The sequence below is a fragment of the Cognatiyoonia sp. IB215446 genome, assembly GCF_033963825.1.
Taxonomy (GTDB): Bacteria; Pseudomonadota; Alphaproteobacteria; order Rhodobacterales; family Rhodobacteraceae; genus Yoonia.
In genome coordinates this window covers 1,099,078-1,119,432 of record NZ_JAXBMD010000002.1, presented here as the reverse complement: position 1 = coordinate 1,119,432, position 20,355 = coordinate 1,099,078, and the positions used below count along the sequence as shown (strand labels likewise).

Below are 20,355 nucleotides of genomic sequence, written 5' to 3'. Positions count from 1 at the left end.
CTCTATGGTTGAGATATCTGCCCTAGATCACGTTCACCTTTACGTGGCCGATCCTGAGGCAGCAGCAGCGTGGTATTGTCGGGTCCTCGGCCTTCAGGTTCTGCCAAGCTCCAAGCGCCTGAATGGCGGAAAGTACATGGCCACACCGCGCGGGCAGTATTGCGCCACGATATTCTCAGGCAAACCACCATCGGACGGCGATCACACCACCGCGTTCCGGGTGATGGGCCGTGTTTTCATGGATTTTGGGGAACAGCTTCCCCACGCCGATGTGTCCGGACGCTCCGGCGAGCTTCTTCAGGCGACCGACGCGGCGGACCATGATCTGGCGTTTTCCTACTATTTCCAGGACCCCGACGGAAACCATCTTGAACTGACGACCTATGATCATGGGCCCGTCCGGACGTGGCTGAAATCCAAGGGGCGGCACCAAGCATGACGGACAAGTCTGTATTTCCCGATCCGGTCTACCGGGACACGGTTCTGGCACCACTCTTCGAAGGGGTGAAGGCGAACTACGCGGCAGGCATGGCATCGATCAATAGGGCGCATTTGGTGATGCTGGCCGAGACGGGCATCTTGCCGCCGACAGATGCCGCAAAACTGGCCAAGACACTTGCGGCCATTGAGGCCGATGTTGATATCGAGGCCCTGACCTATACCGGCGAACACGAAGATTACTTCTTCCTTGTCGAAGCGGAGCTTCGCGCGCGGTTAGGCGATCTTGGGGGTTCGCTCCACACCGCACGATCCCGCAACGACATGGATCACACGCTCTTCAAACTAGCCCTCCGTCAGCGCGTTGCTGCTTTAATTGACGAACTGCATGCCCTCGCCGATGCGCTCATCCAAAAGGCGCGCAAGGAAGCCGACACGCTGATCGTAGCGTATACCCACGGCCAGCCTGCACAGCCGACGACCTTCGGGCACTATCTGGGCGCAATCATCGAAGTCATCCTCCGCGACGCTCAGCGTCTGGATGCAGAGGCCAATGGCCTTGAGCACTGCCCAATGGGGGCCGCGGCCATTACGACCTCTGGCTTCCCGATTGATCGTCAGCGCGTCGCTGACCTGCTCGGCTTCGAAGAACCGCTTTTGAATTCTTACGGCTGTATCGCTTCGGTCGACTACGTCACCGGCCTTTATTCATCGATCAAGCTGATCTTCATCCACCTTGGCCGCTTGATCCAGGACCTGCAATTCTGGTCTGCTTTCGAAGTGGGCCAGATTTACGTCCCCAACAGCCTGGTCCAGATCAGCTCGATCATGCCGCAAAAGCGCAACCCTGTGCCCATCGAGCATCTGCGCCACATGGCCTCGGTTACCGTCGGGCGCTGCGACATGGTTGTTGGTACAATGCACAACACCCCCTTCACAGACATGAATGACAGCGAAGGTGAAGTGCAGCAGGCGGGTTATGCTGCCTTTGAGAGCGGCAGTCGCGTGCTCCGACTTCTGACGAAATTCCTGCCGGCCTGCCGGATCAATGCAGAGCGCGTCTCTCGCACTACAGATGCGGCGTGCATCACCATTACGGAACTTGCGGACACGCTGGTGCGTGATGAAGGCTTGAGCTTTCGACAGGCCCACGAAATTGCGGCCACCGTAGCCAAGGCAGTGATCAAAGAAGAAGTGCCGCTTGGTTCTGTCTCTGGCTACAGCGCCTTTCAAGCGGCGTTCGCAGATGCCACCGGGCGCACGCCAACAATGGATGAGGCGGCATTCAAGGCGACCGTCGCCGCAAATACTTTCGTTGCGCGGCGTGACCGACCCGGAGGGCCAGCCAAGGCGGCACTTCTTCCAGCGCTCGACGGTTACGCAGCGACGCTCGCCGACCTTGTCGCCCGGCAAAACGCACGCAAGACACGGCATGCGACGGCAGAGAAGAAACTGAACGCGGCCTTCGCGGACGTGATGGGGACCTGAAGATGTCGAACCTCAAGCTCAGCAAATTGGTCAAAACCTACGGCCAGACCGAGGTGCTCCACAGGATCGACCTCGATATTCAGGATGGGGAATTCGTCGTGCTTGTTGGTCCGTCGGGCTGTGGCAAATCCACGACACTCCGCCTGATTGCGGGGCTCGAAGAGGTGACCAGCGGCTCGATCGAGATTGGTGGCAAAGTGGTCAACAACCTCGAGCCCAAGGAACGCGACATCGCGATGGTGTTCCAGAACTACGCCATCTATCCGCATATGACGGTACGCAAGAACATCGGTTTCGGGCTGCGTTCCTCAAAGCTGCCCCGCGCAGAGAAGGAAAAGCGCATCGATGAGATCGCTGAGATCCTTGGCATGACCGACCTTCTTGACCGGAAACCCGGCCAATTGTCGGGTGGCCAGCGGCAGCGGGTCGCCATTGGCCGCGCCATGGTCCGCGACCCGGCCGTCTTCCTCTTTGATGAGCCGCTCTCCAACCTGGACGCACAGTTGCGCACCCAGATGCGACTGGAGATAAAGAAACTCCACCAACGCGTCGGCGCAACCATCGTTTTTGTCACCCATGACCAGGTCGAGGCCATGACGATGGCTGACCGGATCGTCATCATGAAAGACGGCTACATCCAGCAGATTGGCACCCCCTCAGAGGTTTATCACGCGCCTGCCAATACCTTCGTTGCAGGCTTTATCGGGTCGCCAGCGATGAACATGATCCCGGCCACCGTATCGGGTGGCGCCATCCAGATTGATGGCGGGTCACGGATCGATCTCGGCACGCAGATCAGCGACCACCGCAAGGTTATGCTGGGCATCCGACCGGAGGACCTCGCGCCCGTCGACGGTCCGGCCTTCATAACCGGCTCCGTCAATGTCCGCGAACCGCTCGGACACGAGACGCTGATCCATGTCGGCACGTCCCATGGCGACATTATAGCGAAGGCCGATGGCCGCACGCCACCCGAACTTGGCAATACCGTCAATCTGGGTGCCGAGACGCAAAACATACACATCTTTGATCCCGATAGCGGGGCGGCGCTTCGGTGAGCATGAGCCACGAAAACCCACCAGTATTGTCGGTCGGTCGCCTGTATTGCGACTTGATCTTTACCGGGCTGCCCAGAATGCCGACCCTCGGCACCGAAGTGTTCACCGATGGGTTTGGCGCCCATGCTGGTGGCGGGGCCTTCATTACGGCTGCACATCTGGCACAACTCGGACACAGGTCGTCACTTGCTGCGATGCTGCCGGCGTCGCCTTTTGGTGAACTTATGCGACCTGACCTAACCGCGTCCCAGATTGATCTGTCCCTATGCGCCCCACTACCGGCCAGCGAAGGCCCCCAGATCACCATCGCCATGGCCAAGGGCGAGGATCGGTCTTTTCTCACCCGCCGGGCTGGGGGCGCTTTCCCTAAGATACGCGTCGACGATATTGCCAAGTACCGCTTCAAACACATCCATATCGGCGAAATCACCAGCCTGATCGCTGATCCGGAAATACTGAAAGTGGCCCGATCACTTGATGCGACCGTTTCGGCCGATTGTGGTTGGGACGACGACTTTACAGCCGACGCGCTTCAGCCATTCGTCGGCATGCTGGATGTGTTTCTTCCTAACGAGGCTGAAATGAAGGTCCTTCAAAGCTCGGGCCTGAGTGATCGGATGGGCGCCATTACAGTCGTCAAACGCGGCTCTGCAGGGGCGACATTGCTCTCGTCAGACCAGACGCTGACCGCACCGGCCATCAAAGTGGATGTCGAAGACACAACCGGCGCAGGGGACGCTTTCAACGCGGGCTTCTTGTCGCGATGGCTGAATGGCGCTTCACTCCAAACCTGTCTTGAGGCGGGCAATGAACGCGGTGCCGTCGCCGTCACGACGCGGGGTGGCTTCTCTGCAGTGGCCACGCCGGTCTCCGAGTTGGATATCGCCCGAGAATGACCCAAAGTGCCACGACCCAAATGGCCCGGGAGATCGATGAGATGCCCGACGCAGCGCGACGCCTCGCCACGCCCCAGGCCAGATCAAAAAGCCAAGAAATCGCCGCAGCACTGCGCGAACTCAAACCCAATACTGTTATTACGGTCGCGCGCGGTTCGTCCGATCACGCAGCCAACTATCTGAGCTACGCGATCCAATCGGTTCTGGGCCTTCCGGTTGCCTCAATCGGCCCCTCAATCCATTCGGTTTATGGCAAAGAGCTGAAGATGAAGGGGCTTGCAGCACTCGCCATTAGCCAATCTGGCGGGAGCGAAGATATCGCGGCGCTTTGCCGGTCGCTAGCCAGGAACGGCGGGCATGTGGTCACCCTAACAAATACGCCGAAGAGCCCGCTGGCGTTGGCCGCACAAGACGTGATCGATATTCTTGCGGGGTCTGAGCACGCTGTTGCTGCGACGAAGAGCTTCTTCAACTCCACTATTGCTGGTCTTTGGCTGATTGCTGATTGGGCCGACGACCATGACCTTGCCGCGGCGCTTTACCGGCTTCCCGATTGCATGAAGGAAGACATCGAAATACCTGCTCTGGACGAGGTGCAGCAGGCACTGCGCGAAACTCAACAAACAACGATCATCGCGCGGGGTGCGGCTCTGGGATTGGCGCACGAATTCGCTTTGAAGCTGGTCGAGACATGCGAAATTCATGCAGCCTCTTACAGTGGCGCCGAGGTCTTGCATGGGCCAAGTGCTGTGCTGCGCGACGGCTATCCAGTCATCGCCTTGTCTACACCGGATGAGAAGGGCATAGAGCAGGTCTTGGAACGTCTGCCGGTGCAGGGCGCGCGAGTCATAACCCTAACGACACCTCCCGCTACCGGTCATTGGCTCGTTGACCCGCTTTTCAGCGTCCAGCCATTCTATCGTCTTGCAGAGAGGCTTTCGGTGAGCCTCGGCCTCGATCCTGATAATCCCCCACATCTGCGCAAGGTAACCAAGACACTCTAGATGATGGGTTGTGGTGACCCAAGTCGAGATGATGCAGTCGGTTCACTATTGAGAAACTTGGCTTTCTTGCTCTCAAGAGAAATCTCATAGGCCCCTCGGTTCTTACGCGTCGGTGAATGCTAACCCGTAGCAAAAAAATCCTTTTTTATATGGGCTTACAGGCCGCTTCATAGTCTAATCAGACCATGTAGCGCAGTAGTAAATGTGTGTCTATATTTGCCGTCTAGGAACACGAACGAGACGGGCGTTGGTTGTTTATCAACATCCAGCGCTTCAACAACAGAGCAGATCCTCAAAATATGCAATTGTTAGGCCTCGCCTGTTATCCGTTCAATCTGTGGCGGTGGGTTTGGCGATGTCACATTCTCAGGTCTCCGTTTTTCGTGAACGGCATTTCCACCAGCCGTCAGCAAGTAATGGATGTTGTTCAAGTCGGCATCATATCAAACCGCATGAAATAACGTCACCCCGCGATATTCGGGTGCCTTTCACCGGCCAACACTGCGATGGCCGAGGCTTACCACAAATATTCAGGATGACGGCATCGATATCACCGACAATTTCACAGCGGCGGTGATTTTGATGCCGTGTGCACTCGCGGCGAAAAACCCGAATTCGCTGATCGGGCTCTGGCATCGTTTGCCATTAATACTCCTAACAGAATTACTTCGAAAGCTTAGATAAGATTCTGATCGTTCACAAAGACACCAAAGCTAGCGACCAATAACCAGCTCAGCCATGAGCCCACCAAGCTTCGCGCTTTGTCCAAGCCGCAGGACACCGCCATGGGTCCGCGCGACATCCGCCACGATCGAAAGACCCAGGCCGACACCGCTTCCTTTGTCCTGATTGCGGGCCGGATCTAGGCGCACAAATGGGCTGATCGCGTCTTCACGTTGTTCGGGCGGGATACCGGGCCCATCATCCTCGACCCAGAACCGTACCGCACGGTCCGTCACGCTAAGTCCGATCTCGGCCTTTGTCCCGTAGCGCAATGCGTTGTTGATCAAGTTGTCAAGCGCCCTTCTTAGTGCCAAGGGACGCATGCGTATTGGGTCATGAGATCCCTCGACCCCACCACAGGTCACGTCTTGCCCAGTGCGGCGTGCATCCTCCAAAACTGCGGTCACCAGATCAGCGGGTACGATGGTTTCCAACCCATCGCTTGCATCACTACGCGCAAAATCAAGGAACCCGTCAAGCAGACGCTGCATGTCATCGACATCGCGGATCATCGGGGCGACATCCGCGTCCTCCATCATTGACAAGCCGAGCCGCAAACGCGTCAGAGGCGTGCGCAGATCATGACTAACGCCTGAAAGCATTAGCGTGCGGCTCTGCGCCTGCCGTTCGAGCCGGTTACGCATATCCAGAAACGCCATGCCAGCAGCACGCACCTCGACTGCGCCCGTCGGCGTAAACTGGGTGATCCGGCCTTTCCCGTAATCCGCCGCCGCGGTCGCAAGGCGCTTGATCGGGCGTAACTGGTTTCGTAGGAACACATAAGCCACAGCCGTCATGAGTGCGCCAAGAACTACCATGATAACCAACAATTGGTGCGGGTTGGAGGCAGATACGCGTCTGCGCGAAAAGTCCATCTTAAAAGGACCGTGCCGCGTGTCGACCCAGACAACCACGCGCCTGCGGTCCTCGAGCGAGATCGCTAGGATATTCGCGATTCCGGAGCGCATGTTGCTAATAACTCCATTGCCGGTCAGATCGACAAACGGCTTGATATCAACAGGTGAAACATCATTGGCCGGCAAATCGGTCAGAATTTCCAGCGGTGCGTCAATCCTTGAGATTGCGTCCCTGGCCTCTTGCAAATCACGTGCATCATTCGCTGTGTCGATCAGGAAGCGCAGCTCAATATTGACAGCGCTTGTCATCAGCCGTGTCACCCCGTCAAAGTGGCGCTGAATAAACACAACCGAGACCAGCAATTGCAAAAAGATCACCGGCAATATGAGGATCAGCGCAGCCCGCGCATAGATCCCCCGCGGCATCGTGTTTTTGAGCCAGCGAAAAAACATGGCCCCACGCTAACGGGCCGCGCTGAAAACAGGAAGCCACTATCATGATCGATCCGGCGCCCTACCCGGTTGGCGTGCCAATACATTTGGCGTGCAATCTTCATTGCGTGTTGGCCCCCAATCCATCACCGATGACGCATTGGGGAACCAATACGTATCTCGTCGGCGAAACGGCACTTGTCATCATCGACCCTGGTCCGGAAGATATGCGGCATCTGGATGCCTTGCTGGCCGCTATTGCAGGCCGTTCGGTCACCCACATTCTCGTCACGCATAGTCATTTGGACCATTCACCACTTGCCCACCATCTGGCTGACGCCGTTCAAGCACCGGTTCTGGCTTTTGGCGATGCGAAGGCCGGACGCAGCGATGTCATGTCGCGCCTTGCCGCCTCGGATCTTATCGGTGGCGGCGAGGGAATTGACACGAGATTTGTGCCAGATCATCCACTGCCGGATCAGGCGATTATCCGTGGGCCATGGGGCGCGATTCGAGCGCTACATACGCCGGGTCATATTGGCAATCACCTTTGCTTCCAATGGGGGCAGTTCGTCTTCACCGGTGACCACGTGATGGGATGGGCGAGTTCCCTGGTGTCGCCTCCAGACGGTGATCTGACCGATTTTATGCAGTCCTGCGAAAAGCTTAGCGCCATTGATGCGACAACCTATTTCCCAGCGCATGGCCCCGCAATCACCGAACCCAAAGAACGATTGGCCTGGCTTGTGAGGCATCGTTTGGCCCGGCAGGCGCAGATCCTTGATCAACTCGGGTCTAACGACCTGACAGTCAGTGCACTGACCCGGCGGATTTATGCGGACGTGGCACCCACCTTGCTTCCTGCCGCCGAAAGGAATGTCTTCGCGCATTTGGTTGACCTGACCGAACGGGGCATCATTGCAGCTCATCCGGCCCTTGCAATCACAGCGACATATTATCGTCTTGGAAGGCCATGACGGAAAGCGGAAATTCTCGCTCAAACCCTCTGGACGGCGCGGATTCACATTGCTATACGCCCGTCATATTCCGGCGTAGCTCAGCGGTAGAGCAGTTGACTGTTAATCAATTGGTCGTAGGTTCGATCCCTACCGCCGGAGCCAAAATCTTCTAGAGATAACAAAACGATCAAGGTCTCTTATGCGAACGGCTTCTGTCGTTTCGAGCAGGCTCTACAACAATCCGAGCTGCGAAAGGTCAAAAACAGACGCCCGCGTTTGTCTTAGCGAAGGCCAAAACCAGGACTTCCCCGTTATACATTCGGTCAGCAAAGAGTGGTTGTGATGACATACTCCGACACAATCTAAAAGGCGCATGTTCCGGTCGCTTTCGACCGGTGGCGACGGGAACCGTCACAGACCTTCATGCAATACTTTCGCTAACTTGGGACAGACACCGAAATCATGGCTACCGAAAACCTAGAGCCTATGGGGCACTCACTAAAAGCGAAGCAAATCGGCCAACTGGTTTGCTGGCAGGTTGCGCGCACGGGTAACCCATCGGAACGAGAACTGCTGGCCTGAGCTATGGCTGGTGCAATCAATAGTGATTGATTAACTTAACCATCACATAAACCGACCGAAGAACGCGGAGGCCCAGATAGTGGTCAGAGTTTGGTTTGCTTAGCTAGGGAAGCAAGATGAAAGTCGTTCTGCACGTCGGTATGACGAAAACAGGATCCACGTCGATCCAACATGTGCTCGCTGAGAATCGCGAAGCACTGAAAGCCAAACGGGTCTCCTTTACACAGACTATGGGAGTCAAGGGCAGCCAATTCCATCTTTACATGCGGAACTGCTTTGAAAAACCCGACATGCTTAAGGTTGTGCCGGAGCGCTATCATCGCTGGGGGCCGCACGACGCCCTTGCTGCGCGCGAGTTTGATCAGCGGTTTGCAAATGAGATTGAGGGCACCGACACGACGATCATCTCGTCAGAGGTATTGTGGGAGTGGTGCAACTCAGACGTCGCCGTTCAAAGCATTGTCGGTTATCTCCGGAAGTGGTTCGATCAAGTCAACGTTGTAGTTTACCTTAGGCGCCAAGATCTTCACTTGACCAGCATGTGGACACAAGTCATTCGAACTGGACAAAGCCTTAGTTTTGACTCTTTCGAGGAAAGGGAAACGCTAAGCGGTTACCACAACTACAGTGATCGCCTCGGTCTGTGGGCCAACGCTATAGGTAGTGCCAGCATAACCGTTTGCCCGTTCGAGAGAGGTCAGTTGTTTGAAAGCGACGTCGTTCGTGACTTTTTGAAACGAACGGAGATCAAGCTTGAAGGGCGTGATCACTTTGAGAAACGGAATCAACGCGTGAGCGCGGAAGTCGCTGCTTATCTACGAGACTTGAATGAGGCAGCGCAGCACATTGACGCGGAAGGTAGCCTGACGCGGATTCGTAAGCGACAAATGCACATCATGCAGGCTTTTTCTAAGAACTGCCCGGTCGTGGCGCTATCGGAACGTCGGGCAAGAACCATTATCGAACGCTACGAGCAACAAAACCAACATGTCGCTCGCGAATATCTTGGAAGAGATGACGGTGTTCTGTTTCGTGATCCTATTGACACCAATCTGACAGACTTTTTCGGATCCATTGAGCCCAAACGCGCTGCTGAATTGGCCTGTTTGTTGATGGTCGGTACTGAGGAGTTAACTCAGCAAGAAAAGCAGAAGCTGGCCAAACTTGCTGCAGATAGAAAGAAGCTAAAGGCTCGTGTGGCGGACTTACAATATCAGCTTAAGGACATCAGACAGGTAAATCAAAATCTCCGAGCGAAGTTGGCTAGCTTGGCAGAGAAGGACTGCTGAACTGCATGATCTTTTTATGGCGTGCTGCCTGCTTCGTAGAAGGCAAGTTAATCCTCTTTTAGCTCGCGCTTCGGAGACCATGGGGCTTAGACGATTTAGAGCCCATATCTGGCATGTGCTCGAGTGCATATGAAAGCCAGCTTTGCAGATGACGGCGCGGGGAGCCTCGTATGACCTATAGACCAGACGGTAACTCAAAGGTTCGGTATTATCCGCTGCAAATAAAGATCATCAGACTGACCCTTGTAGACCAGATCTCTACGTCTCCAAAACAAGGCTTCGAATGCCAAAAGCACCTTACCATTCAATGCATCAGAGGGGTTTCACGGTCAAATCAGTGAAGTGGCGGACACTGGGGGAGAAAGTTCGAACCCCTCAGACACGCTATTTGAGACATTAGCAGAATGGGAAGAACAACTCAAACATATTGATAAGAAAGAGTTTTCCGATGGTCCGGAGGTGGGGCCATGAGTGAGTTCAAGGATATTGCAACGCAAGGGATACTGCGACTTACACCCGAATTGCGTACTGCAACGCAGCAAAGTGCAACGCAGCAAAAGAAAGCTCCGGCACCCTTTTCTATCCGTTTTGCGTTCGAAGAACGTGCCAAGCTTGAGAAAGCAGCGGCGGGTATGCCTCTTGGGAAATACATTCGGCAAAAGCTCTTCGACGGCGAACTGACACCGCGCCGTGTGCGTGGTCACAAACCTATCAAAGACCATACAGAACTAGCGCGCGTGCTTGGAGCCTTGGGCCAGTCGCGCCTTTCTAGCAATCTCAACCAGATCGCGAAAGCCGCAAACCTTGGCGCGTTGCCTGTCACGCCTGAGCTGGAGGAAGAACTGATTGAGGCCTGCCAAGCAATCCGTTCTATGCGGTCCGACTTAATGCGGGCTTTAGGATTCCCTTCGGCCAGCCTTTGTTGAGTTCGTGGGTCATCACTCAGCAGCTGGTCAATTTCGTCTGCTATCTCTTCGGCTGTCTTCCTACCGCGAGACAACGCTTGCTGCTTTGAAATGAACCCTGTTGGGTCCTCACCCATCCGCAGGGAAATCACTTTGATGGCTTTCCCAACTGCAAAACCTATCTCCTGCGGCGTCCAAAAGCTCTTTGAAAATCCAGACGTATGTATCGAGACAAATGCGTCCATCGTGTGCAGCGCCCGCTCGATCTCGTTTTGCCATTCCAGAGTTGGATGAATATCTTCATGAGCGACAAAGCCAGATATGCCGTACTTGGCAAGACAGTCTTTCAATCTGGTCGCCTTCAGTTTTTCCGCCGCTACATGGCTAATGAACAAACGGAATTCTTGTGTCTTTTGCCAGTTTCTCGGAGGCTCAAAATGTTGGCCTGTACTAGTGATCTCAAGCAAATCTAACTCGCCTGCAATCTTGATGATCAACTCGTCATCCAATCCAGACAACACATTTTTTGAGTATACCCATTTGCTGTTCCGCTCCGCGTTTTCCGGTCGAGTAATCTGAAACTCAGCAAGGAATGCGTCAATTTCGCTGAAAGTGAACCTGCTTTGGAGCTCACGTCCAATCTTGTCTAACAGTGCCAGCTTGTCCGATACCCGCATAGAGCCTCACCTTCCCGTCACGGTAGTTATGCGCTGCACCACATCCGTGGCCAATTTGGCCTGACCTTCACCATTGTTCAGATAGGTGATGCATCGCAACGCCCTTAAGTCGAACGGCACGTCATCCATTGACTGTGTAATTAGGATGACTTCCTTGCCCAAAGTATGTGCGATCCCGGCTTCATAGAATACGTTTGGATTTTTGCCTGATAGGTCACAAACGACCACTTGAGATGTACAAATCAACTCAACGATATCTTGCATGATGTGGCTGTGTTGCCAAAAGTTGTCGGCTCGGCGGCATTCGAAACCCGCGCTCTCAATGGCTTTCCTAAGTGCCTGATGCACCCCATCGAAACCACCAAACGGCATCATCAAAGAAACAAGGCGGGGATTGACGGGGCTTTCACTGAGGTTAAACACCGTTGGTGCGGGCACGCTGTCAAACCGGTTCTTGAGCAAAGTATATCCGAGATCGGCATTCTTGATTGCCCAATGATTTCTTGAGAATTCCCAATCTGCCATTTGCAGTTCTGCAGACAGCTCATAAATTTCGGCGTTGGTCAGAGGCGGCACATCAGGATCAAAAGCGTACTGAAAACGCAGTTCTCTCCCTACCAAATCAACTCTGGATAGCCATCCCAAACGCGCAACCTCATCCCCTATGCCCTCCTCCATAAAAAGAGTCGGGAGGCGACACAGACGAGTGAAGTCGATATTACCATTTGGTCGAAACTCATCTCGAATCCAGTCTTCTGTGTATTCAAATATCCGGCTCGCAGCGAGGACGTCTTGGCGGTTGTGTCGCGTTCCTCCAGCAACAATCAGGTTGAACATTTTTACCTTAATCCCCTGGCGGATACATCTGTGATGTGTGCAACACGCGGTCAATGCCGATGTGATGCTCCTTATACAAGACTACAAATCGTATGGCGGCAATGCCAACATCTTGAGGTAAGGACCGCATATTGCATTCTTCGTCATATGTGGCTGAGCGAAAACGACTGAAAGACGCATAAGCCCTTGCATGTAAGTTTCACTTCTCTGACCAGAATGACTGTCCGCTTTGGGCTGGGCACTGGTCAACCGACCAAATCCTTCGGAAGCCCATGCAGAACCCAAATCACGTCCGCGGCGCATCGCAGGATTGTCCGAGCTAGGATCGCATCTCAAGCTTTTCTAGCTATTTAACAGGTCTCAGGCATGCAGATGATCCTTTGGCAGCGGTCGACGCAGTTTTGTTTGCACCTACGATCGTCGTCTGCGCACCCAGTTATGCATGCTCGATAGCACCCAATGTCTACTTCCACCTTGAGTACTGAGGTCCCGGATGCATCCAGAAAGTCCGACAACAAATCGGAACAACTCCCCATCTCTCCGTCTAACACTGCAACGCATTGCATAGTTTCAAATTTGTTTTCTTCCGCTGTTTGGGCCTGCAAGCCGGTAGTCTGGCTTATGAATACGAGGATTAATGAAATCCGCTTGATAAAGTTTGTCATGGCGCTTCTCAATTGCTGCAAAGATGGTCATTCCAATGCACGTTCGGCGTCCCCATTATGACATCTTTTCAGCGTTCTCGCGAGTCTTTGTGACGATGGGGATGGTGGAGTAACTCTCGAGATGCGTCGCACCACGCCCGAAAGCGGAACTTCGGTCTAGTTAACCGGCGTCAGCTCCATCCGCCGATCACGCCACCAGTCTGGCCAATCGAAAGTCTGGTTTGGGCTGCACCCGGGCATCCGACCAAGTCCGTCAGATGTCAGGAGCGAGCCCTACATGTCGAATGCTGCGCAAGGTACCAAAGGCAACTTTCATGGTGTAACTGAGCTTTGGATGAGACATCTTAAATGAAGACTGGATAGAGCTATGGATTGGAATACCCTACCTGATGACGTAATCGAATGGGTTCGTCTCATTATGCGAGCATGCAATGATGACGTTACCGAGCGTGTGGTCAACCAGCCCAACATTCGTGAACCGTCTCTCGATGATGCCTTCATTAACAAGGTGTCTCAGTTTGCAGCTCCAAAGGCACTGCCTTCTGGGGCAGTTGTAATGCTTGAAATCCACAATATTGGTGGTCTTCGTCAATTTGATAAGTGGGAGCTGGCGGACATTGCGTTTGTCGTTCACGTGTCAATGTTTGGGAAACTATTGGATCAAAAGATCGGCCTCTTACAGTCTAAGCGCCTTTACCCAGAAAATTGCGATGTCGACGATGATGATCCAGTTTCTTTTCGTTTGGGCCTTAATGGGCTTATCGAGCCGCGATCTGGTAACGCTTTGTCTAAGCTGCAGAGAAAATACGAATTTCTTGAGGACTCCAGATACCAAGCAATTCGCAACCCGGACAAACAGCTACAGCGGATCAAGCACTTTCACGAACAGTTTAAAGAGGCAATCTTTTATCTTCTATACAATCCAAGTGAAGTTCCCTTCCAGACAAGCCTACCAGCCTCAACTTACCAATCCGTCAGCTTTCCCCCTGTGGGGGCAAGAGTCGTAAGAAGTTCTGCAATCGACGACGCGTTAACCGCCGACGCGGACGACACGAAAGGTCCGTCTATCAGCTCAGTCAAGAAGGCTTCTGGAACAGAATATTGGCGTCTGGAGCATTGGGTCGCTGATTTATTGATGCGCTGTAAGGTTGGTCGTCGTTACACACAAGAGGACACAGACTTGATTGATCGTTTAATTCGTCGACGTTCAGGGCCGATAGGAGCCGCGATCCGCGTTAATATTGATCTGCCAGAAGGCTAGGGAAAACATAGCGACATATTTTGCGGACATTCAAATGCTCATGGTCAACGGCATGTTGCCCGCTATTCGACCAGTGCAGCCCGTAGATCCTATGTCCGGTTTGGGCTGGCCCCCGTCATCCGATCAAAACAGTCAGTTGTTGGCAGCGAGCCCAAGTTGACCGATCTTCACTCGAACACCGAGTTTTTCAACACAATCAGCCCAAAGCAGACACGATTGCCACATCTTGATCCAAGTCGTAATTTATACCTTGGTATTGTGTCACTCAGCACAACCTGTGAAGCAACCTTGGAGCTCGGCATGTTTAACTATTTGTTAAAATCTGCTGTTAGGTCGGCAATTCGGGCTGCTGAGCGAAGCTACAACACTCCGGAGCGAAAAGGTGCCAGAGGCGAGCGCCAGGTGCACAATGCGCTCTCCTCTATTCTAGATGAAGATGAGTATCGGGTCTTGTCTGACTTGATCCTGCCAATCGCAAGCGGAACGACCCAACTGGATCACCTTATACTATCGCGCTTCGGGATTTTCGTGATCGAGACCAAGAATATGTCTGGTTGGATTTTTGGTGGTGCTGACCAGCAGAAATGGACGCAAGTGCAGAAAGGTGGCAAACGCCGTAGCTTCCAAAACCCACTACGGCAGAACTATGCTCACGTTAAAGCCGTGCAAAGCATCTTGGACATCGACCTAACGTCGCTGCACAATTTTGTTGTCTTTACTGGCACTGCCGAACCTAAGACCGAAATGCCAGAAAACGTCGCTTGGGGACTGCGCGCGCTCGGAAAGCTTATCTCAGCTCGAAGACAGCTCGTCTTCTCGGACTTCCAATTGAACGCTTTTGCCGAAAAGCTGCTAGGTGAGGCACTGGAGAGCAACAGAGCCAGTCGCGCACAGCACTTGCAAAATCTTGAAAAGAAAACTGCGGCCAAAAACGTCGCACATTCGTCAGTGAACTCAAACCCAAAAAGCCAAACCCTATGTCCGAAATGTGGAGGCGAAATGGTACAACGCGCAAACCGCAAGACGGGCGACACTTTTTGGGGATGTACGAAGTTCCCTAAGTGCCGTGGTACGCGAAAGGTAACCTGATATTCTACCTGCCCCAGAGAGCTCATCTTGTGCGATAAGCGAGCATCGACCAAATTTGGCGCGCTGTCATTGTTGTCTGTGTCGCAGATGGTGCGTTGCGTATGCGACCGCACCATCGTGTTGGTTAGTCCGCTGACCTTCCGAACGCACTCGGAATGCAACGCCCGCAAAGGGCTGGCATGGGTCATCCGAGCAAAGGCGTCGGATGTCGGCAGCGAGCCCATTTTGACAGGTGCTGCGCTGCCCACCAACGCAGGTGATGCGCAGAAAGCGGACTTTGCAAAGTTGAATGGACTGGCACAAGTTGCAGTTCTTGAGGCCGGTAAAACAGGAACTCTGGACGATACGAGTTAGATGAAGGAGGAGTTTTACAAATTACATTTGGCCCTCAAGAAGGTTGAGAGTGATGCAACCGCTTGGCGCGATGTCTGCGATGCAGTTTCAGATTGTTTTGGCGCTGTGGGTACAATCATCATGGGGCACGACCCTGATTTCAGAGGCGTGTGGTTGTTTCAGTCGAAAACCCTGGAGACTGTGACTAACGCATATGTCGCCAACGGGTGGCAATATAGGGACCTGCGACAGAAGCTGATCCCTAAACTGCGGGTAGATTACTTCGCATGCGATGATGATCTTGGTGATCGCCGGTCGCTAATGAAGCTCCCCTACTTCCGTGATTTTCTTGGTTCCAGAGGACTTGGGTACGGAGCAATAATAGGCCTGAAGATTCAAGACAACATCTTCGGACTGTCGATGCAGTTTCAGCCTGATCGACATTCGATCACGGCCAAAGAGAAACAACTCGCTTCTGAGGTCCGACAGATGGTTGCCGCAACCGCTGAACTACTTGCTAGCAAGGCCGAACATCAGTTTCTTAGCTTGATCGAGATGATGTCACAAACAGTTGATGAACTCGCCGTCTTTAATGTGACGGGTCGCGCGACTTTTTCCTCAAAGGTGCCCTTAGATCAGTTCGATCCGTCTGCATGGCCCATGGATGAGATCAAGGCTGCATGTTCGGCTAATCCTGCTTCATATGGGCCGAAACATGTTGTGATGGAGCAATCTGGCCTGACGCGCCGCTTCAACATCCTGCAGCTACCATCGTCACTTCGTCACTTCTTTACGGAGGACAAGGTGATCGTTCTTGCCATTGACACAGCAGCGACTTCTGAAAGTAGGCGGAGCCAACTCAGTGCCCTGTATCAACTTACGGAATCTGAATTAGCATGCACCGAACTTCTCGCCGCAGGGAACTCTGCTGATGAAATTGCCAGTACTTTGGGTTTAAGGACTTCAACCATTCGGCAGCGGCTGAAAGGCATTCTGAGCAAAACTGGTACATCTTCACAGGCAAAACTAGTCTCGCTCTTTTTTCAACTATGAAACTACCATTTGGTAGTTGGCAATACGTATCAAACCTCAAATTATCTCAGGCGGGGCGTCAGTGAAAGTTTGATGCGGTATGATTTCGATACTCCTGCGATGAGTAAGAGAGGCTCGCGTGCATAGGCAACCGAATTATTGGTATACTTTTAACGACCGAAAGGTGCAAAATGACCCGTGATATCATAGTAGCTGTCGTTTCATCTGTATCGACGGCGATAATTCTTTTCTCAGGCGGTCAGGCTTTCGATCTTTTCAAGGTCGAACTCGATGACGCGATAGCGGTTGAGGTAGGACAACAGATATTGACAGACCCACTTCTGTCGCGAAGACTTGTCACAACGCTTCGAACGGAAGAGGCTTTCATCGGACCAGAAGGGAGACAAGGACCGGCTGGACCACCGTGGTTTCCACGCGGCGCGATAGTTCCTTATGAACGAAATGCTCAATGCCCTGATGGCAGCTCACGTATTGCTAACGTCAACCTTCAACTTCGACGTAACCAACCAGGCTATGATGATGCCGTGGCACTATCTATTGAAAATAGTCGCGACGATATCGGTGGAAGTTGGGATGCTCGTGTCTACAAGTTCTGCTATTTTCAATGACTTCCAAGAAAGGTCCAGAATGATCGAAGTCGCTTTGAATTCTGCTGTTGTGGCGTTCGGAGCAAGGTCCGCTTCGGGCTGACGAGGATCATCCGACCAAAACCGTCAGATGTCAGCACCGAGCCCAAAGTGCATGATGCTGCGCTGTGCGTGAATGTCCGATCAGAGTGTTTGAGCGCAACCTATCGCACTGAAAGTCAGTTGTATCTAGCGCTTGGCACTTGTTTGTGTAACCGTAATACTGGACCAGAGGGTCGATTGGTTTGTGTGAACTGGAGAACAATGTGTTTGGATGGCTCCGCCGAAAGAAAAGTGATTTGCCCGACCCAAGACAAATCGAAGAGCCGAAAGACTTCGGCGAATTTCTTCTCTTTGCTCAGTACAATATCGAAAGCTATCTGCAGGATTTTCTTAAGGGCACGATGAACAAGCACAGCTCTGAGATCAACTCGACCGCCGTGAAAATTTATTCCCTGGCCGTTGTAGGGTGCGGATGTGCTCGTTCGGCAACAAGCGAGAAGCAAAGAGAGTTCGAAAAGTTTAGAGGTTTGATACTTGGGACAGTAGATGCAGGTCCGCACGCGTCTGAGCGAGACGCCGTCCTTGAACAGAACTTTCAGGAGTGCCTTGCCCAATACACTGACTATGCAAGAAGGTTTCCTAGAGACGGTGACGAGAACATTTCACAGAGCCTTGTTGACCACTTTGCTAGGTTCGTTACGGGCGAAAGAGTCAGCCCATTCGACATGCTAATGGCCTCTATGGAGTTTTGTCGGGTGCTCGACATGACCATTGCTGCTGAAAACATGGCGCGGGATCTACCTCTAAAGGGCCAAAAGTGAAGCAAGTGGATCAGTCCTTTGCATTAGACAGTCTGGAATTGAATTCTTCATCAGACTCCCAAAATGTCTTGATCGGCATGGTTCTTGGGTTCAGTCTGTCGTGCAGTTCGTAGTACTCACGCCGCTGCTTTCCTTGCTCTAGCCCAGACCATTGTTCTTCTCGAACAAAGGCATTCTCATTTTCACTGTAGTGAAGATTGTCCAACTCTTTTGCGGTCTGCTTTAGATCTAATGGGAAGCTAGAAAAGGACATGATCGAGAGATTTAACATCGAAGGTTTGAAAGCTATCGAAGTCAAGGGGCGCTCAACGACATCCTTTTCTATCGGGGGCGGATTGTTTTTATCAAGAATAATCAAAGGATAGAGTTTTCCGATATCTGTATCTACATCTTCGAGTGTCCGCCGAATGGTCCAATCGAACCCAAGCACTCGACTGCAAACTTGCGCCGCATGTGGTTCAAGCGAGGGGGCAACGGTTTGTAAGAGAAAGAAATATTCATTCTTGATGTTTTCTAAGCTGGTCCAGAAGTTCCGTTGGATGGTCTTCAAGTCATCGATATCTTCGTAGCTCAATTCTTGATTCTCACGGATAGCATTGGTCTTTTCGTCCATGTGTTTGATGTATTCTTGCGCATGAAGATGCAGCATGCTGCCGTATCTTAGAGTGGACTCGTAAAACAGTATCTTGAATGGACTCCACGTCATACGATCTTTTGTCTGGTCACGCTTCCTAAGCCAACGAGTGAGAAAAAAGACTTCGATGACAGTGATAACCACTGCGACAAAGACTGGATAAACATATGCTGTAAACATCGAAGTAATCCCCAAATTTCGCTGGCGCTATATTGCTCGGACGCAATCTGTATACAAAGCTTGAAATTGACAAATTCAGATTGAGGCTTGCAGGGCCTAGTCGCTCCAACCAGCGAAAAATCCGCTTGTGCTGCAACCACCCGGAAGCTGACTTTGGCGCAGGTGCAGCGAAAGCTCACCAAGTCCCGCTGATCGTTCGATCAAGCCGCAACAGGCAAGGGTCCGCTTCGGGGCTACCCGGCATCTGAACAAGTCACCCGTCTAGCAGCGAGCACATCGAGGGCTGCTGATTTCGGACAATACAAAAAGAATGGGCAGATTAACTGCTTCAGCTCCAGGCCGGGTCAGGCACCGCAATTGGTTCGCTAGGATGTATCTTTCCCAGCTAAGTTGTTCAGGTGCTCTATGAAGCCTTGGTCAATCTGCGGCGCATCCCACTTATCGGTAGATGCATCGTAGGCAGCGAGTAGCTTGATGAACCCGGGCTCTTCCGTGCGCATGAGGCAGGTATAGAGCCGATCTACGACGCATTTCATGAGGCGCTTCATTTCTTCGTCGCTGATGCGTGAGACATCGATCCAGGGGACTTCGGTGCCTTCGGCATCAATCACCCGCACATCTGAGAAGTCGCCTGATTTCGTCTTCGGCACTCGCCCGGAATGGTAGTCCTCGAGAACAGTATTGCGCACGCAGTTAATGGCCAGCCGCTTTGCGAACTGGGCCATCGCTCCGTCTGTTGAAGTGTCTTTCATGCCTATACCCTTCCCTAAGCATATAATATCATGAAGTAATCTTATGCCGTAGTCGTTTCTTGGCGTTACTACTGCTCGCGCTTGATTGCGCGCGTGAGTGACCAAGGTGCCATGTCAAATGCGGCTGCGACTTTGTTAACCGGTGTTCCACTTCCAATTCGTGCAATGGCATCATCAAGCTGCGCGGTTGAAAGCTTCGGCGGGCGCCCGACATGCTTGCCGCGCGCCTTGGCTGCTGCCATGCCTTCTTTCGTGCGAGAGGACAGCATACGTCTCTCAAACTCTGCTAAGGCGGAAACAACTGTATAGATCAACATACCGCCCGGGGTATTGGTATCGATGTTGAGATTGACAATCTCCAAGTGGATACCACGCTCTTTTAGCTTCTCGACTTCGATGAGCGCATCCACAACCGAACGAAAGGCACGGTCCAGGTCCCAAACCACCAGACCATCACCAGGATTGAGGCGTGCAATCACCTCTTCATACACCGGACGCTTGGTGTTTGCGGCTGAGGCATATTCAACAAACAGTTCATCACAAACAAACCTCAAACCATCAATCTGTCTGTCTGGCTTCTGGTCGGCGGTCGAGACCCGCAAGTATCCCAGCTTTTTCATTTGATGTCTTTCTGCACATCCGTGGTTCAACCAAAGGAACCCCTTTCGTGCGTTGGTCCGGACTCAGAGATCGTGCTCTGTCCAAGAGCCGCAATTCCATGTTTTCCGGGTAATGACTCATTGTAGCAGATCGCAACCTGCGATACAAATTTATTCAACAAAAACCGTCCCTT

20 protein-coding genes and 1 tRNA gene are annotated in these 20,355 nt (G+C 52.8%); 14 read left to right on the top strand and 7 right to left on the bottom strand.

Going from position 1 to position 20,355, the window contains the following annotated elements; translation table 11 throughout:
* Positions 1-4: 4 nt before the first annotated feature.
* The 5 genes from SLH49_RS13075 to SLH49_RS13055 are packed head-to-tail and all read left to right on the top strand — an operon-like array spanning position 5 to position 4,884.
* The gene (locus SLH49_RS13075; protein WP_320269573.1) at positions 5-439 is read left to right on the top strand and encodes a VOC family protein; all 435 of its coding nucleotides are present in this window, start codon (positions 5-7) and stop codon (positions 437-439) included.
* Positions 436-1,926, top strand: a complete 1,491-nt coding sequence (gene argH / locus SLH49_RS13070) for an argininosuccinate lyase (protein WP_320269572.1) — start codon at positions 436-438, stop codon at positions 1,924-1,926. Before SLH49_RS13075 ends, argH begins: the two co-directional genes overlap by 4 nt.
* 2 nt (positions 1,927-1,928) lie before the next feature.
* Entirely contained in the window at positions 1,929-2,984 is a 1,056-nt protein-coding gene (locus tag SLH49_RS13065) for a sn-glycerol-3-phosphate ABC transporter ATP-binding protein UgpC (RefSeq protein WP_320269571.1), read from the top strand.
* A 2-nt stretch (positions 2,985-2,986) separates the two neighbouring features.
* Positions 2,987-3,880 carry a carbohydrate kinase family protein gene (locus SLH49_RS13060; protein ID WP_320269570.1) on the top strand — a complete coding sequence of 298 codons (894 nt, stop codon included), beginning with the start codon at positions 2,987-2,989 and terminating at the stop codon, positions 3,878-3,880.
* Complete coding sequence (locus SLH49_RS13055) at positions 3,877-4,884, top strand: SIS domain-containing protein (RefSeq protein WP_320269569.1); 1,008 nt, start codon at positions 3,877-3,879, stop codon at positions 4,882-4,884. The genes SLH49_RS13060 and SLH49_RS13055 overlap by 4 nt, the downstream gene beginning before the upstream one ends.
* 713 nt (positions 4,885-5,597) lie before the next feature.
* On the opposite strand, the gene SLH49_RS13050 is transcribed toward SLH49_RS13055, so the two are convergent.
* Positions 5,598-6,917, bottom strand: a complete 1,320-nt coding sequence (locus SLH49_RS13050) for an ATP-binding protein (RefSeq protein ID WP_320269568.1) — start codon at positions 6,915-6,917, stop codon at positions 5,598-5,600.
* Positions 6,918-7,048: 131 nt separating this feature from the next.
* On the opposite strand from SLH49_RS13050, the gene SLH49_RS13045 reads away from it, so the two are divergent.
* From SLH49_RS13045 to SLH49_RS13035, 3 genes are all read left to right on the top strand, one after another.
* On the top strand, positions 7,049-7,873 hold the full coding sequence (locus SLH49_RS13045) for an MBL fold metallo-hydrolase (RefSeq protein WP_320269567.1): 825 nt from the start codon (positions 7,049-7,051) through the stop codon (positions 7,871-7,873).
* A 69-nt stretch (positions 7,874-7,942) separates the two neighbouring features.
* A tRNA-Asn gene (locus tag SLH49_RS13040) sits at positions 7,943-8,017 on the top strand.
* Between the two features lie 536 nt (positions 8,018-8,553).
* Complete coding sequence (locus SLH49_RS13035) at positions 8,554-9,726, top strand: hypothetical protein (RefSeq protein ID WP_320269566.1); 1,173 nt, start codon at positions 8,554-8,556, stop codon at positions 9,724-9,726.
* A gap of 700 nt (positions 9,727-10,426) precedes the next feature.
* On the opposite strand, the gene SLH49_RS13030 is transcribed toward SLH49_RS13035, so the two are convergent.
* The 3 genes from SLH49_RS13030 to SLH49_RS13020 form a co-directional block, all read right to left on the bottom strand.
* Positions 10,427-11,308: a toll/interleukin-1 receptor domain-containing protein gene (locus SLH49_RS13030; RefSeq protein WP_320269565.1), complete on the bottom strand. Its 882-nt coding sequence runs from the start codon at positions 11,306-11,308 to the stop codon at positions 10,427-10,429.
* Between the two features lie 6 nt (positions 11,309-11,314).
* A complete protein-coding gene (locus SLH49_RS13025) occupies positions 11,315-12,145 on the bottom strand; it encodes a hypothetical protein (protein ID WP_320269564.1) in 831 nt (276 codons plus the stop codon).
* Positions 12,146-12,715: 570 nt separating this feature from the next.
* The gene (locus SLH49_RS13020; protein WP_320269563.1) at positions 12,716-12,841 is read right to left on the bottom strand and encodes a hypothetical protein; all 126 of its coding nucleotides are present in this window, start codon (positions 12,839-12,841) and stop codon (positions 12,716-12,718) included.
* A 336-nt stretch (positions 12,842-13,177) separates the two neighbouring features.
* Between SLH49_RS13020 and SLH49_RS13015 the strand changes: the two genes are divergently transcribed.
* The 6 genes from SLH49_RS13015 to SLH49_RS12990 all read left to right on the top strand — a co-directional run bounded on the left by SLH49_RS13015 (position 13,178) and on the right by SLH49_RS12990 (position 17,996).
* Positions 13,178-14,071 (top strand): hypothetical protein, encoded by an 894-nt coding sequence (locus SLH49_RS13015; protein WP_320269562.1) that lies wholly within the window; start codon positions 13,178-13,180, stop codon positions 14,069-14,071.
* A 156-nt stretch (positions 14,072-14,227) separates the two neighbouring features.
* Positions 14,228-15,160 carry a nuclease-related domain-containing protein gene (locus SLH49_RS13010; RefSeq protein WP_320269561.1) on the top strand — a complete coding sequence of 311 codons (933 nt, stop codon included), beginning with the start codon at positions 14,228-14,230 and terminating at the stop codon, positions 15,158-15,160.
* A 27-nt stretch (positions 15,161-15,187) separates the two neighbouring features.
* Entirely contained in the window at positions 15,188-15,514 is a 327-nt protein-coding gene (locus SLH49_RS13005; RefSeq protein WP_320269560.1) for a hypothetical protein, read from the top strand.
* On the top strand, positions 15,515-16,546 hold the full coding sequence (locus SLH49_RS13000) for a LuxR C-terminal-related transcriptional regulator (RefSeq protein WP_320269559.1): 1,032 nt from the start codon (positions 15,515-15,517) through the stop codon (positions 16,544-16,546).
* Between the two features lie 170 nt (positions 16,547-16,716).
* Positions 16,717-17,154, top strand: coding sequence for a hypothetical protein (locus SLH49_RS12995; RefSeq protein ID WP_320269558.1), 438 nt, complete (start codon positions 16,717-16,719; stop codon positions 17,152-17,154).
* Positions 17,155-17,438: 284 nt separating this feature from the next.
* Positions 17,439-17,996, top strand: a complete 558-nt coding sequence (locus SLH49_RS12990; RefSeq protein ID WP_320269557.1) for a hypothetical protein — start codon at positions 17,439-17,441, stop codon at positions 17,994-17,996.
* Between the two features lie 10 nt (positions 17,997-18,006).
* On the opposite strand, the gene SLH49_RS12985 is transcribed toward SLH49_RS12990, so the two are convergent.
* The 3 genes from SLH49_RS12985 to SLH49_RS12975 all read right to left on the bottom strand — a co-directional run bounded on the left by SLH49_RS12985 (position 18,007) and on the right by SLH49_RS12975 (position 20,182).
* Positions 18,007-18,810, bottom strand: coding sequence for a hypothetical protein (locus SLH49_RS12985; RefSeq protein WP_320269556.1), 804 nt, complete (start codon positions 18,808-18,810; stop codon positions 18,007-18,009).
* A gap of 365 nt (positions 18,811-19,175) precedes the next feature.
* The gene (locus tag SLH49_RS12980; RefSeq protein WP_320269555.1) at positions 19,176-19,562 is read right to left on the bottom strand and encodes a hypothetical protein; all 387 of its coding nucleotides are present in this window, start codon (positions 19,560-19,562) and stop codon (positions 19,176-19,178) included.
* A gap of 68 nt (positions 19,563-19,630) precedes the next feature.
* Entirely contained in the window at positions 19,631-20,182 is a 552-nt protein-coding gene (locus tag SLH49_RS12975; protein WP_320269554.1) for a recombinase family protein, read from the bottom strand.
* Positions 20,183-20,355 lie beyond the last annotated feature (173 nt).

Coding starts and splice junctions, on each gene's coding strand:
- SLH49_RS12980 (WP_320269555.1), bottom strand. CDS start 19,562: ATGAAAGACACTTCAACAGACGGAGCGATGGCCCAGTTCGCAAAGCGG.
- SLH49_RS12995 (WP_320269558.1), top strand. CDS start 16,717: ATGACCCGTGATATCATAGTAGCTGTCGTTTCATCTGTATCGACGGCG.
- SLH49_RS13000 (WP_320269559.1), top strand. CDS start 15,515: ATGAAGGAGGAGTTTTACAAATTACATTTGGCCCTCAAGAAGGTTGAG.
- SLH49_RS13065 (WP_320269571.1), top strand. CDS start 1,929: ATGTCGAACCTCAAGCTCAGCAAATTGGTCAAAACCTACGGCCAGACC.
- argH (WP_320269572.1), top strand. CDS start 436: ATGACGGACAAGTCTGTATTTCCCGATCCGGTCTACCGGGACACGGTT.
- SLH49_RS13015 (WP_320269562.1), top strand. CDS start 13,178: ATGGATTGGAATACCCTACCTGATGACGTAATCGAATGGGTTCGTCTC.
- SLH49_RS12975 (WP_320269554.1), bottom strand. CDS start 20,182: ATGAAAAAGCTGGGATACTTGCGGGTCTCGACCGCCGACCAGAAGCCA.
- SLH49_RS13050 (WP_320269568.1), bottom strand. CDS start 6,917: ATGTTTTTTCGCTGGCTCAAAAACACGATGCCGCGGGGGATCTATGCG.
- SLH49_RS13060 (WP_320269570.1), top strand. CDS start 2,987: ATGAGCCACGAAAACCCACCAGTATTGTCGGTCGGTCGCCTGTATTGC.
- SLH49_RS12985 (WP_320269556.1), bottom strand. CDS start 18,810: ATGTTTACAGCATATGTTTATCCAGTCTTTGTCGCAGTGGTTATCACT.
- SLH49_RS13030 (WP_320269565.1), bottom strand. CDS start 11,308: ATGCGGGTATCGGACAAGCTGGCACTGTTAGACAAGATTGGACGTGAG.
- SLH49_RS13045 (WP_320269567.1), top strand. CDS start 7,049: ATGACGCATTGGGGAACCAATACGTATCTCGTCGGCGAAACGGCACTT.
- SLH49_RS13075 (WP_320269573.1), top strand. CDS start 5: ATGGTTGAGATATCTGCCCTAGATCACGTTCACCTTTACGTGGCCGAT.
- SLH49_RS13020 (WP_320269563.1), bottom strand. CDS start 12,841: ATGACCATCTTTGCAGCAATTGAGAAGCGCCATGACAAACTTTATCAA.
- SLH49_RS13025 (WP_320269564.1), bottom strand. CDS start 12,145: ATGTTCAACCTGATTGTTGCTGGAGGAACGCGACACAACCGCCAAGAC.
- SLH49_RS13035 (WP_320269566.1), top strand. CDS start 8,554: ATGAAAGTCGTTCTGCACGTCGGTATGACGAAAACAGGATCCACGTCG.
- SLH49_RS13055 (WP_320269569.1), top strand. CDS start 3,877: ATGACCCAAAGTGCCACGACCCAAATGGCCCGGGAGATCGATGAGATG.